The following is a 12,382-nucleotide window of genomic DNA, read 5'->3' as shown; positions in this document are numbered from 1 at the left end:
TCTGTAGTGATGGTTTGTTGTGATGTTTAGTTTTGCGGCAGAAATATGGTTTGCCCGCCATGTGTGAAGCGTTCTATTGGGTGCCCAAGACAAATACTGAGTTGGGATGCACTGAATATGTCGTCTGCTGGCCCAGCTTGCCAGCCACCATCACCCATCAACAACAGGGCGTGGGTGGCAATGCGGTAAGCCATGTTGAGGTCATGGCTTACCATGACGACAGCCTTGCTTTGTTGCGTATCTTCTTTACAGCACAATCGTGCAAACAGTTGCATCACGCTGACCTGGTGACCCAGGTCAAGTGCATTAGCTGGCTCATCCAGCAACATCCACCTGGCATCCTGGGCTAGCAAGGCGGCGATCGCAACGCGTTGTCTTTCACCGCCAGACAGGCTGCGCACATCGCGCTCTGCCAGATCGGCGACATCCATCTCGCGCAGCGAGGACATGGCAATATCCATGTCATCATTGTTTTCCCAATAATGCGCATCCTGATAAGGATGGCGGGCGCTGAGTACGGTATCCAGCGCAGAATAGCCAAAAGCATCTGCCCTGCCCTGCGGCAAGAACGAACGTTCACGGGCCAGCGCTGTCAATGTCCAGTCTTGCAAAGGTCTATCACGCAGATAGACCTGACCACTTTCTATGGGGCGCAAACCAGCCAGTGTACGAAGCAAGGTACTTTTGCCAGCACCATTGCGGCCAATGATGCACCAGCATTCACCGGGCTGTATCTGCCAGTTGAGTTCGCGCACAAGTACACGTTTTCCTACCGATAAATTGAGAGAGCGGATGTCCATCAGCGCCTCCTCAACTGATGCAGTTGCAGCAGGAACATGGGCACGCCTACCAGGGCAGTAATGACACCAACCGGTAACTGCTGTGGTGCGACCACGGTGCGGGCCACCGTATCTGCCAGCACCAGAAAGCAGCCACCTGCCAGCGCCGCAGCAGGTACCAGCAAGCGGTGATCCGGCCCAAAGGCAAAGCGGCAGATATGCGGCATGATGAGCCCGACAAAACCGATGCTGCCCGCATTGCTGACTGCGCTGGCGGTCAGCAATGCAGAACATAAAAACAGCAATTGACGCAGGCGGCCAATATTGACGCCCAGAGTACTGGCATTGTCAGCATGCATGGCAGCGACATTGATGGAGCGTGCGTTGCGCATAGCGAACAACAAGATGGCGCCGAGTATCAACCAGGGCAGATAGCGCGACTGGGTATTCGACAAATCACCTATCATCCAGAACACCATGCCGCGCAAGCGGCTGTCTGGCGCAATCGATAGCATGAGGGTGATGATGGCACCACAACCGGTGGCGACAATGACACCGGTCAGCAACAGGATAGGTGCGCTGCCATCGGTACTGCCTGCGCCGCGCAAGTCGCGGTAAGCCAGGGCAAACAGTAACAGCGCAACAGTAATCGCGCCGACAAAGGCAGCCACGTCCACCAGCCAGAATGCACCGAAAAACAATATGGTTGCCAGCGCGCCGACAGACGCACCACCCGATATACCGAGGACATACGGGTCAGCCAGAGGGTTGCGCAACAGCGCCTGCATCATCACACCGGCCAGCGCCAGCGTGGCGCCGGTCACAAAACCAGTCAGTGCACGTCCGAGGCGCAAATCCAGCAAGCTGCCAGGCAGAGTCGTTGGCGGGCCTCGCAACAACTCCAGCAAGGCTTGCCATAACTCAGTAAAGCTCAGGGAAACTGAACCGCTGACGCAGGCAATCAATACACTGCCTATAGCGGTGACCAATAAGATAGGGAGCACCAGACCAGCACGTTGAGCGACCGCCACCCTGGGGGATTGCTTGCGCTGTCGTGCAGAAAAATAAGACGCCATCATCGGTCTGGTCCAAAAGAAAAAACAGGTTTTGATGTGCAGCGTCTTTTGAAAAACCAGACCTGCACATCAGGCTATCAGCTTGCGATGTGACGTGCGATGCAGCCGTATCAACCATTTCGCTTCACATCAATGCCAGACTTATTTAAAGCCGTAGTTCACGCCAACAAATACATTGGAACCGGCTGTTGCATAATTTCTCGCCAATTCGTAGTCTTTGTTCAGTGCATTATTCCAGCGTGCCAGTACAGTCGTGTTTTTCGCAACTTCATATGTTGCGTACAAATTCAGCAAGTTATATGAGCCCAGGACTTTGGTGTTGGCAGCGTCATCATAACGGTCTCCCGAATAAATGGCTTCTACACCAAGCTTTGCGTTTGCAAAGGAATACTCTGCAGCTAAAGTACCATGCTGTTTGGCACGGCGTGCCAGGCGTTTATTTGCCGTGTCGTCTTTAGGATCCTGAATATCGATGGAGCCACGCACTGTAAGGTCAGCAAAACGGGTTGTGCCGCCGATACTTAAACCAGACAGAGTTGCCTTGTTGACGTTGCGTGCACAGCCAAAAGAATAACCAGCAGGACAATCCTTGGAACCAGCGGAAACCAGCAAATCAGTTGCTTTGTTTTGATAATACACTGCACTCAGTTGCGTATCACCTTGCTCAAAATACACGCCGATTTCTGCATTTTTTGCTTTTTCAGGCTTATTAGTGGCAACACCATAACCCTGGTAATACAGTTCATTGAAAGTCGGTGCGCGGAAGCTGGTACCATAACTGGCATTGATGCGCAGAGCATCGCTGAAACGATAACCGTAAGCTACACTGCCAGTTGTATTTGAACCATATTGCGAGCTGCGATCATTGCGGATACTGGCGCTGGCCAGATGGGCGTCTTGCTTGAAGACATAAGATGCTGCGAAAGAATTCGTCGTGCGCTTGCGATTCAAGGCTAGTGTTGTGGTGTCCACGTTTTCATCACGTGTTTCGGCAATCAGTTGCAATACGTCTTTACCGATACGGATATCATTCTGAAAGCTAACGCTTTCTTGTCGTGTATCGATCTGACTTTTGCCATAAGAAGCATCGGTATAGCCTTTGTCTTCCGCCTTTGCAAACTGTAGCGAGGCAGTCCAGTAATCAGAGAATTTCCCACGACCAAATACAGCAATATTTTCCAGAGTTGTGATATTTCGATCATCCTGCGTTGGGCCGGAATCAAACTGCGCATTGTTGCGGCTATGCAAAACACTCGCGCCCAATTCAAATCCCTTGCTGACTTCCCACACCAGACGACCGTTGAAACTATCCATGGCATAGCCGTCTTTATCGATGTTGTAGCTATAAGGACCTGCGGCTGGTTTGGTGGCTGAAAAGCCAGAATTTTCTTCATGACCTGCATTCAGGCTGAGATTCAGGTTTCCAGCAATCGAACCTATCAAACCAGCCTGCAATTTACGTGCACCATAGCTCCCCATGCCAGCTGACAAAGTAGGTGTTATTGAACCCGCGCCTTTCTTGGTGAAAATTTGTATTACGCCACCCATGGCATCAGCACCATAAAGACTCGAAAGAGGACCATACACGACTTCTATATGATCGATTTGTGACAGTGGAATTGCAGACCAACTGGCACCACCCGTGGTGGATGAACCTATGCGCACACCATCAATCAGCACCACGTTTTGCGCATTGCTGCCGCCACGCATGAAGACTGAGGATGTCGTGCCGGGACCACCATTGCGGGAGATTTCTATGCCGCGCTGTTGCTGCAGGAGATCGACGACAGAAGCTGCGCCGGATTTGGCAATATCTTCAGCAGAAATGACGACGTTGTCAGCCAGCACATCTTTGGCGGCTTGTGTCTGACGACCAGCGGTAATCATCACACTGGCAGCAGCGCCAACAGTTGCAGTTTGCGCAAGAACGATGGAAGTTGGGAATGCAGCAGCCAGGGCCAGGCTGAGGGCAAGCGGTTTGAATGCAGATGTCATGATAATTCAGAAAAAAATGGAGCAAGTAGCCGACGTCCCCGCAGGCTACTTTGAACAAAGCAATAAGGACAATTGATCGTCTACTACAGGGCCACTCTGGCAGCCTGCACTATCAGGATTTCGCACGACGCCAATCAACATGGCAATCCATGCGCATCTGTTGCACGAAAGTTCCCCGTCCGTATTGCTTCACTTATTCTGGCCGGTATCCGGGCTGACAAGTATCACCATCTGACCTTCCCATGCACTTAGCACAGTGGTATTGGAAAATGGCTGGCTGCGTGTGAACTACAAACATGTTCTAAATTCGCAGCAACTTGTACACCGTTGCGGGGGCAGCACACTTTTGCAAGAGCTTAGTGTTTCCCGTTTAACCGCGGATATGAATATACCCGCGAGCACCAAAACCCCGCCATTCTATAGACAGATGGGGGCAGCCGCAAGTTTGGGAGATTTAAAAGTTGACGCAGTTCAGTTTATTAACTTATTGAAAACAAAGCAGATTTACTTTTAAGCGAGCCCTGATTCAGCTCAGATGGGCTGTCTTGGAAATCCATGCAGTCACCAGTTCAGTGTGCAATTGCGACATTTCCGAGAGTTGTATGCCAACATGATAAACCTCACCACTGAGAATGGCATGCCTGACTGTGCCTTTGCAACTGACCTTGTAAATCTGGGATTCCTGAAAGATGCCGGGGATTTCTATTAGCATGGGGTAACTACGTTGCGGGATCAGGTTTTCAGTGGTGTGTATGAGCACACCCTCTGCCGAGATATTGACCAGCTTGGCAAGAACCAGTTTACCGTCAGGCAATTTGACGCCTGCACGCCAGGTCACAGTAATACGCGGGGATCTCCTGAGTTCTATCATGCAATGACCATGGGAAACATGGCTGTATTGTCAGTCTTGCGTAAATACTATCTGCATTAAGTGTTAAATACCAGTATTTCCTGATATTCACCAAAGGCGAGGCTGAGGCTTTGTGCACACACCACACCTGCCAACTCCTCAGCCGCCATACTTGCTTGCCAAGCCAGCAACATGCGCATGACACCGGCATGGGTAACTACAATGGCGTCTGGTATGTTCCGTGCATGCATGTCAACCAGCCAACTGAGCGTGCGTTGCGCCAAGTCTATGGCTGATTCCAAACCGCCAGGTTTATAGCTGGCGGGGGCTGCGGCCCATGCGTCAATTTCGATCCTTGGGATGTTGTCCCAGGCTTGCATTTCCCAAACGCCAAAATTGAGTTCTTTCAAACGATCATCAAACAGAGGCTCGGCATGCAATAGCCTGGCCAGACGGGCGCAACGCTGCAAAGGGCTGGAAAACACTGGCAAACCTGGCCGCAACTGACTGGATAGTTTCTGCACCAATGCGTCACAGTCAGCTTGAGAGACATCGACATCCGTTTGCCCATAGCACAGACCTTCAGCTATCTGTGGCTTGGTGTGCCGGAGCAAATGCAGGCGCATATCAGGCAACCTGAAAAGCCAGCAAACCCAGATAGATAGCCACTTCTGCCACTTGCTGGGTGGCCCCCAGACAGTCACCGGTAAACCCGCCTATCCTGCGCTGAAACAGGCACGCCATACGCCAGGTCAGCAATAACATCAGGCCCAACGCCAGCAACAATCCATGCAACGAAAAGGAAAAAAAATGTAAAAGCACTGCGCCTGGCAACAACACTGTCAGACAGGCGAAGAGAAATTCACCTGAGTGCATTTCCTGTGCCAATGGCTTGGCCTTGCCTTCATGCCGTGCATATTGCATGAGCCAGATCAGGCTACAAGAAGCCAAGCGCGACAAGGGATGCGCCAGCAACAAGGCTGGCACGATCATCGAAGCAGGCAAGCTGATCAATAATGTCAGCTTCAAGGCCAGCATCAGCAAGATACCGATGGCACCATAGGCACCGACGCGTGAATCCTTCATAATTTCAAGCACGCGCTCGGGCGTCATGCCACCACCAAAGCCATCGCAGACATCGGCAAAACCATCTTCATGAAAAGCGCCAGTCAGCAAGATGCCTGCAACGGTCGACAGCACAACTGCTACCGCATGTGGCCATAATTGTACTGCGGCGACATAGACACCGGCACAGCCTGCGCCGACTACCCAGCCAGTTGCCGGGAAATAGCGTGAAGACTGGCGCAGCCAGTCAGGCTCAAACCCCACCCAAGCAGGGATGGGGATGCGGGTAAAAAATTGCAGGGCAATGAAGAATAGGCGTAGTTGATGCAAACCGACTCCAGCAATAGGAAAAACTATGTTAGTCGCTGCTTTTTTCACTGACCTGTGCTGAGGCAAAAGTAGCCATCTGGTTCAGGAAATTCACCGCCGCTTGCAACATGGGGTACACAAGTGCAGCTCCAGTGCCTTCGCCCAGACGTAAATCCAGTTGCAACACTGGCTTGACCTGCAGAGCCTGCAACATACGGGCATGTCCGCTTTCATCTGATTGATGAGAAAACACACAATAATCAAGTATCGCTGGATGCATCCTGGCTGCCACCAGCAAGGCGCTGGTGACGATGAAGCCATCTATCAGCAAGACCATGCGGCGCTCTGCAGCTGCCAGCATGGCACCGACCATGGTGGCAATTTCAAAACCACCAAATGTAGCCAGCACATCGGCAGGCGCTTCTACATTTGCATGTAAGGCCACGGCGGCTTCAATCACAGCCTGTTTATGGCGTATGCCTTCGGCAGACAAACCTGTACCAGCACCTACACAATCGGCGACAGGAACACCTGTCAGCTTGTGCATGAGTGCAGCCGCGGCCGTGGTATTGCCTATACCCATCTCGCCAAAACCCAGTACATTGCCAGACAGAGCGGCCACCAGTTCAGCACCATTTTTCATCGCAGTCTGGCATTGGGCAACAGTCATCGCCGGTTCTTTGGCAAAATTGCGTGTGCCGTTAGCTACTTTCATGCTCAGCAGCTTTTCGCGTGTGCCAAAGTCATGATTAACACCGGCATCCACCACGTGTAGGGCAATACTATTCTGCCTTGCAAAAACATTGATCGCCGCACCATCAGCGAGAAAATTCTCCACCATCTGCCAAGTCACATCCTGAGGAAATGCAGATATACCTTCAGCCACCACACCATGATCCCCCGCAAACACGATAATTGAAGGCTCACGCAATGCTGGCTGAGTGGTTTGCTGTACCAATCCTATTTGCACTGCCAGATGTTCAAGACGGCCAAGACTGCCCAAGGGTTTGGTCTTGTTGTTGATGGCAGCGGCGAGCTGGGCTTCAAGTGCAGGATGGCTTGTTGCAGATATTTTTATATTCATATTCACCATTCGAAGTAATGACGCATTTTTCAATAACATTGCTCACCGGCGATATATTAATGACCAGCTATCTCATCGATTTTCTTGTTTCGCATCGATAAAAACTGCAATAAGCTATAAGCGGAAATTGCCAGCGACAAAACCGCCCACATGTTCAAGCCATCAATCAACAACATCAATGCGGCAGCGGTCAAATAAAGAAAAAAGTATGCGAGGTGCAAATATGTAGGAGGTCTTTTATTCAAAAAATAAAACAAATCCAGCACCACTCTGATCGCAATCAATAACAGTAATAGCATGGACAGTTTCGTCATAATCAATAATAAAAGCGATCAAGCAAAATCACTACCCAGGTAGCCAGAGCAATCAACACTGTCAGCAAGACAGCGGCACTGCCAAAGTCCTTGGCATTCTTGGACAAGGTATGGCGCTCAAGCGAAACACGGTCAACCACGGCTTCAATCGCTGAGTTAATCAACTCTACGATCAGGATCAGGATCAGTACCGCTATCATCATCAGCTTTTCAAAGGCCGATACTGGCAAAAACAGGGCGATGACAGAGCCCGTGACGACCAGCACCAACTCCTGGCGGAAAGCATGTTCGTTTTTCCAGGCGGAACAAAGGCCATCGATGGAATAAAGGAAGGCCGAAAAAATACGGCGCAGGCCACTTTTGCTTTTGAATTCACTGACAGCTTGTTCTTTTTCAGACATTTCTCTTCCTTATCCTAGATGCAGATGAAGGCCAAACCTGGATGCCTTCGCTCAGGTGGCGAATTTTACAGGACTATAAGTCAGGGACAAGCAGATTTACTTGCCGTCAACAGAATTATTGCAAGTGCAATTGATGCATACCTATGATGATGTTACATTTTGACAGCGAAGCAGTGACGTTCATTTCACATTGTGGTATAACTTATATATTGCAGCGCACCAACCACAATATGAAAAACGATACACCTTCGTCAGAGAAAACTTCCATCCAAGTCATAGAACGCATGGTGTCCTTGCTGGATGCCCTGTCACGTTACCAGGATCCGGTCAGCCTGAAGGAATTGGCCATCGTTACTGGCTTGCACCCATCAACTGCTCACCGCATCCTCAATGATATGGTGCTCACGCGTTTCGTTGATCGTGCCGACACTGGCTCATATCGCCTGGGCATGCGTTTGCTGGAATTGGGCAATATCGTCAAAAGCCGTCTGGATGTGCGTGAAGCCGCGCTGGAATTCATGCGCGCCCTGCACCGCCAGACCAACCAGACCATTAATCTGTCGGTACGCCAGGGCGACGAAATAGTTTACATAGACCGCGCCTTCTCTGAGCGTTCTGGCATGCAGGTGGTACGCGCCATCGGTGGCCGTGCCCCACTACATCTGACATCCACTGGAAAATTGTTTTTGTCTCTGGATGAACCTAAGGCCATCCGCGCCTACGCCACTCGTACAGGCCTGGCCGGGCATAATAAAAATTCCATCACTGATTTGGCAAAACTGGAAAAAGAATTGGCTGCGGTTCGGGAAAATGGCTACGCCAGGGACAATGAAGAACTGGAACTGGGTGTGCGCTGCATGGCAGCAGGTATTCATGACGACAGCGGCAAAATGATTGCTGGTCTGTCTATTTCTGCGCCTGCTGACCGCCTGCAGGAAGAATGGCTAAGCAATCTGACTGAAACAGCGAGGCAGATTTCTTTCACCCTGGGCTACATGGAAACGAGATAAAAGGGAATACCTTTGCCAGCACTGGCTTAGCCCATGATACGGTCATGGGCTAAGCAAATCATCTTTCCAAACTAGCCAAGGTACTCGATGTAATCAAAGCCATGTTGAATGGAGCCAATAACTTTCAGCTTATTCTCCTGACCTTCAGTAAAACTGGCCAAAGTCCCAGCAAAACTGATTTTATTGGCACTTAACTCATTTTTCCAGTAGTCGTAACCCGCCTGATCTGGGATACGACCCAAGATATTTTTGTACAAAGTCGTCAAGAAAGTATCAACTGAGGGATTTGCACCATAAAGCGTCTGGAATTCTTTCGATTGCATAAATCCCGCTGCGACCGTCGTCAAGTTAGAACCATTGTCCATATCCTTGATCCAATATCCGAGACCGGCCAGATCTGGGGTGCGACCAAAAGCAGCCTGATATATCCTGTAAGCCTGACCAGCAGTACCATCAATATCAAGCGCTACCGACACATCTGCAAATTTGAGTCGCTCAAGGCTGTTAAGTGTATCCACTCCTTGAGAATTTGGTTTACTCACATTGAAACCCGTATTGTTTCCCGCAATTGAATAGGTGCTTCTCAAACCAGTGTACTGGGCAGTATCAAGTCCAGCGGCGCCATCAAGAAAGTCGTCACCACTACCACCAACAAAGAAGTTGTTGGAAGCATTGCCAGTGAACTTGTCGCTAAAAGCAGTACCAATGATATTCTCTATCGTTGCATCGAAAGCGATAGATAAATTATTGATCGCTGCATCCCCGGCAGCAACGCGCCCCACAGAATTCAATGAACCCGGTGTAAGATTAATGGTGGCAGCCAATGTTGCCTTGGATACGTCAATAGTATCGACTCCGCCAGTATCATTGATGATCTTCAGAGTCTGCCCATCAGCATCTCCATAGGAGTAGGTATCATTGCCTGTATGAAATGGTCTGCTTCCATACAAATACTTCAGGGCCAACATATCGTAAGTCGCAAAAAACTCGCCTTGCTGGTTTTGCGCGATCGGATTGTAGGACATGATGGAAATCCAGCTACTATCCTCGGATGTCGCAAGATAATTGCCCGCCTCAGCACTTGGCGGCTCACCAGCATTATAGTTACCAGGGTGGTTAAGTCCTATCGCATGCCCTATTTCATGAATCAGTATCTTGTAGGCATCACTGCCTTTTTGATAACTCGCATCCATGTAAGTTGTCGACATGAATAAATCACCACTGCCCGCACTGAAGGTTGAACCATCCGATGCAGGCACGGGTAGTTTGGCATATCCGGCGCTCTTCTCCTGGATATTATTCGCCAGCCTGATGCCAGACTGGATATCAGCCTCTGCAACTTCCTTGAAAGTTACATTCAACACTTGGGATATCTCAGCAAAGATGGCTCGGGCAGCAGCCATCTGTTCCACAGTGAAAGCCTTGAACCCGTTTTTATCAGAATCGGAAGCATAGGAAGCTGGAGATTTGATAAAGCTAAAGCTGATCTCTACCGGGGTTCCTAGCGCCTTGCCCGCATTCCAGCGGTAATTGATATCATCAATAAGTACATCTATCCTGTAGTCGCCCGAAAACGGCTTAGCAATAACTGTTTTTTCTTGCATGATCTTGTCCTTTCAATAGATTGAAAACATTCGGGCAAAAAATAGAGCGCAGCAGAAGCGTGGAAACTCAAGTAGACGAAGGATATAAGGAACAAATTTTACGCCGCAGCGACAACCAAACCGTTGCTTTTTGGGCGCGCAAAGTAACTAAACTTTAAATTGCGTAGGTGGCACCGAAACAAATCAATTCTCGATGTAAAACTTCGCTTTTTTCATGAGGAATTAACTTGATTATCTCCCTGCTGCATCAACCTGCTAAACACGAATAGTGTAGCATATTTGAAATGCAAAAAAAACAAGGCCAGCGAAACCGCTGGCCTTGCGTTCGAGTCAATCCATCAGACTTATTTATAGGCACCCGCACCAACAAAATAATCATCAACTTTTTCGAAATAACTGGACTTGGTTTCCAGGGCCTTAGTGACAGGGTTTGGCCATTGATAGTCAATCCAGCCGTCATTCTTGGTTTTGAGAGCAGTTATCATATCCCTGATGATGGGCTTGCCTTCCACTTTCAAATCCAGCAAATTCTTACCGACCATCTTGGGATTGGCACCATGAGACAAGTTCAGACCATTCATGTCATACACAAACAAGTACAGGTCGCGGTCATGAAAGTCTTTGTTTGCGGTGTCATTAAAATCGGCAAAAGCTTTTTCCTTACCATTTTTTTTGATGTGGGCGATCCCTTTTTTCACCATGGCCTGTGCTTGCGCTGTAGTTCCGCGCTCTTCCCTCGCAATGGCTGACGAAGACATAAAGAAACCCATCGCTGCCAGCAAAAACAGTTTACTCATTAATTTCATGACTTATCTCCTTGTTGTGTCCAGCCATCCTGGCCAGAATCCGGTTGTTATTGCTTTGCAGAATCAATCATTCATTATTTGCTTTCCTTCGTCCAGCGTTACTCACTGTGCAGTGCAATAATTTTACAATTCCATGTTTAATTTCACACCAGCATAGAGCATATTTGCATTTATAGTTAAGCACATTAACAACACCGTCAACATCAAATTTACGTAACAGTTTTCCCAGTTCTTTTGCCTGGCCCACAGTGTGCAGGCAGCACCAATAAAAAAGCCAGTGCAATAAGTGGCACTGGCTGTTGACTTACTTGTCTGATTTTAAATTTTCGCCCCAAAGCGGTCAAAACGTGGCGAATAATACCGATCACCATTCAGTGAATACATCAGGCGCTTTACCTGACCAGTAATCAACTCACGCTTTACCAGGCCAATGTAGCGGGAATCCCGGCTATTATCCCGGTTGTCTCCCAGCATCATATATTCGCCTTCAGGGACTTTGACGGGGGCGAAAGAGCGAAGAGCTTCACGCTCTGGCATGACGATCATTTCATGTTGCAGGCTGCCTAAGCGCTCTTTGTAAACCAGTTGCTGACCTTGGTATTCACGTTTTGGCGTCAAATGGTCATCGCTGCGCGGCTCTGTGGGTTCATAGGCGGCTGCCACACCATTAATAAAGAGTTTTTCTTCGCGCATCTCCACCACATCACCTGGCAGGGCTACCAGGCGCTTGATCAGGCGCACACCATCTTCTGGCGAGGTGAAAGTGACTACATCACCACGTTGCGGATCGGACACATGTTTGAGGATGACATCAGTGAATGGCAGCTTGACGTCATAGGCCAGGCGGTCACAAATCACGCGATCCCCTTCCAGCAGGGTCGGATACATGGAGCTGGTGGGCACAACATAGTAATCAGCCAGCGCGCTACGTACAAAGACCATGCCCAGCATGAGTACGATAAAACCTTTATTGTCGGCCAACAGTTTTTTGAGCTTCACAGTAATCTCCAATGACAAAGCAAAAAATATAAATCAATAAATTACCCTTGCCCTGCATAGACAAAAAAATACCCCGAAAGTTCGGGGTAT

13 protein-coding genes and 1 riboswitch are annotated in these 12,382 nt (G+C 49.4%); of the genes, 1 reads left to right on the top strand and 12 read right to left on the bottom strand.

Going from position 1 to position 12,382, the window contains the following annotated elements; all coding sequences use genetic code 11:
• Positions 1–26 precede the first annotated feature (26 nt).
• The 9 genes from H8L47_RS14085 to H8L47_RS14045 form a co-directional block, all read right to left on the bottom strand.
• On the bottom strand, positions 27–800 hold the full coding sequence (locus H8L47_RS14085) for an ABC transporter ATP-binding protein (RefSeq protein WP_186954232.1): 774 nt from the start codon (positions 798–800) through the stop codon (positions 27–29).
• Positions 800–1,855, bottom strand: coding sequence for a FecCD family ABC transporter permease (locus tag H8L47_RS14080; protein ID WP_186954299.1), 1,056 nt, complete (start codon positions 1,853–1,855; stop codon positions 800–802). The genes H8L47_RS14085 and H8L47_RS14080 overlap by 1 nt, the downstream gene beginning before the upstream one ends.
• A gap of 141 nt (positions 1,856–1,996) precedes the next feature.
• The gene (locus H8L47_RS14075) at positions 1,997–3,850 is read right to left on the bottom strand and encodes a TonB-dependent receptor plug domain-containing protein (RefSeq protein ID WP_186954231.1); all 1,854 of its coding nucleotides are present in this window, start codon (positions 3,848–3,850) and stop codon (positions 1,997–1,999) included.
• Positions 3,851–4,033: 183 nt separating this feature from the next.
• Positions 4,034–4,271, bottom strand: a riboswitch (cobalamin riboswitch).
• A gap of 105 nt (positions 4,272–4,376) precedes the next feature.
• Entirely contained in the window at positions 4,377–4,721 is a 345-nt protein-coding gene (locus H8L47_RS14070; RefSeq protein ID WP_186954230.1) for a PilZ domain-containing protein, read from the bottom strand.
• A gap of 56 nt (positions 4,722–4,777) precedes the next feature.
• Positions 4,778–5,326 carry a histidine phosphatase family protein gene (locus H8L47_RS14065; protein WP_186954229.1) on the bottom strand — a complete coding sequence of 183 codons (549 nt, stop codon included), beginning with the start codon at positions 5,324–5,326 and terminating at the stop codon, positions 4,778–4,780.
• A gap of 1 nt (position 5,327) precedes the next feature.
• A complete protein-coding gene (locus H8L47_RS14060; protein WP_186954228.1) occupies positions 5,328–6,095 on the bottom strand; it encodes an adenosylcobinamide-GDP ribazoletransferase in 768 nt (255 codons plus the stop codon).
• A gap of 28 nt (positions 6,096–6,123) precedes the next feature.
• On the bottom strand, positions 6,124–7,158 hold the full coding sequence (cobT, locus tag H8L47_RS14055) for a nicotinate-nucleotide--dimethylbenzimidazole phosphoribosyltransferase (protein ID WP_186954227.1): 1,035 nt from the start codon (positions 7,156–7,158) through the stop codon (positions 6,124–6,126).
• A gap of 56 nt (positions 7,159–7,214) precedes the next feature.
• Complete coding sequence (locus H8L47_RS14050) at positions 7,215–7,457, bottom strand: hypothetical protein (RefSeq protein WP_186954226.1); 243 nt, start codon at positions 7,455–7,457, stop codon at positions 7,215–7,217.
• A 17-nt stretch (positions 7,458–7,474) separates the two neighbouring features.
• On the bottom strand, positions 7,475–7,873 hold the full coding sequence (locus tag H8L47_RS14045) for a diacylglycerol kinase (RefSeq protein WP_186954225.1): 399 nt from the start codon (positions 7,871–7,873) through the stop codon (positions 7,475–7,477).
• 230 nt (positions 7,874–8,103) lie between these two features.
• On the opposite strand from H8L47_RS14045, the gene H8L47_RS14040 reads away from it, so the two are divergent.
• A complete protein-coding gene (locus H8L47_RS14040; RefSeq protein ID WP_186954224.1) occupies positions 8,104–8,883 on the top strand; it encodes an IclR family transcriptional regulator in 780 nt (259 codons plus the stop codon).
• A 71-nt stretch (positions 8,884–8,954) separates the two neighbouring features.
• Here the strand turns inward: H8L47_RS14040 and H8L47_RS30255 are convergent, their stop codons facing one another.
• From H8L47_RS30255 to lepB, 3 genes are all read right to left on the bottom strand, one after another.
• Positions 8,955–10,487, bottom strand: a complete 1,533-nt coding sequence (locus tag H8L47_RS30255; RefSeq protein ID WP_186954223.1) for a DUF4214 domain-containing protein — start codon at positions 10,485–10,487, stop codon at positions 8,955–8,957.
• 344 nt (positions 10,488–10,831) lie between these two features.
• Positions 10,832–11,293, bottom strand: a complete 462-nt coding sequence (locus H8L47_RS14030; protein ID WP_230413735.1) for a cache domain-containing protein — start codon at positions 11,291–11,293, stop codon at positions 10,832–10,834.
• Positions 11,294–11,611: 318 nt separating this feature from the next.
• Positions 11,612–12,292 (bottom strand): signal peptidase I, encoded by a 681-nt coding sequence (lepB, locus tag H8L47_RS14025; protein ID WP_329605451.1) that lies wholly within the window; start codon positions 12,290–12,292, stop codon positions 11,612–11,614.
• Positions 12,293–12,382: the final 90 nt, after the last annotated feature.

This window comes from Undibacterium umbellatum (assembly GCF_014284125.1).
GTDB classification, from domain to species: Bacteria; Pseudomonadota; Gammaproteobacteria; order Burkholderiales; family Burkholderiaceae_D; genus Undibacterium; species Undibacterium umbellatum.
The sequence above is the reverse complement of the archived record's forward strand: the minus strand, read 5'-3'. Positions and strand labels throughout refer to the sequence as shown.

Coding starts and splice junctions, on each gene's coding strand:
- H8L47_RS14085 (WP_186954232.1), bottom strand. CDS start 800: ATGGACATCCGCTCTCTCAATTTATCGGTAGGAAAACGTGTACTTGTG.
- H8L47_RS14080 (WP_186954299.1), bottom strand. CDS start 1,855: ATGGCGTCTTATTTTTCTGCACGACAGCGCAAGCAATCCCCCAGGGTG.
- H8L47_RS14075 (WP_186954231.1), bottom strand. CDS start 3,850: ATGACATCTGCATTCAAACCGCTTGCCCTCAGCCTGGCCCTGGCTGCT.
- H8L47_RS14070 (WP_186954230.1), bottom strand. CDS start 4,721: ATGATAGAACTCAGGAGATCCCCGCGTATTACTGTGACCTGGCGTGCA.
- H8L47_RS14065 (WP_186954229.1), bottom strand. CDS start 5,326: ATGCGCCTGCATTTGCTCCGGCACACCAAGCCACAGATAGCTGAAGGT.
- cobT (WP_186954227.1), bottom strand. CDS start 7,158: ATGAATATAAAAATATCTGCAACAAGCCATCCTGCACTTGAAGCCCAG.
- H8L47_RS14050 (WP_186954226.1), bottom strand. CDS start 7,457: ATGCTATTACTGTTATTGATTGCGATCAGAGTGGTGCTGGATTTGTTT.
- H8L47_RS14045 (WP_186954225.1), bottom strand. CDS start 7,873: ATGTCTGAAAAAGAACAAGCTGTCAGTGAATTCAAAAGCAAAAGTGGC.
- H8L47_RS14040 (WP_186954224.1), top strand. CDS start 8,104: ATGAAAAACGATACACCTTCGTCAGAGAAAACTTCCATCCAAGTCATA.
- H8L47_RS30255 (WP_186954223.1), bottom strand. CDS start 10,487: ATGCAAGAAAAAACAGTTATTGCTAAGCCGTTTTCGGGCGACTACAGG.
- H8L47_RS14030 (WP_230413735.1), bottom strand. CDS start 11,293: ATGAAATTAATGAGTAAACTGTTTTTGCTGGCAGCGATGGGTTTCTTT.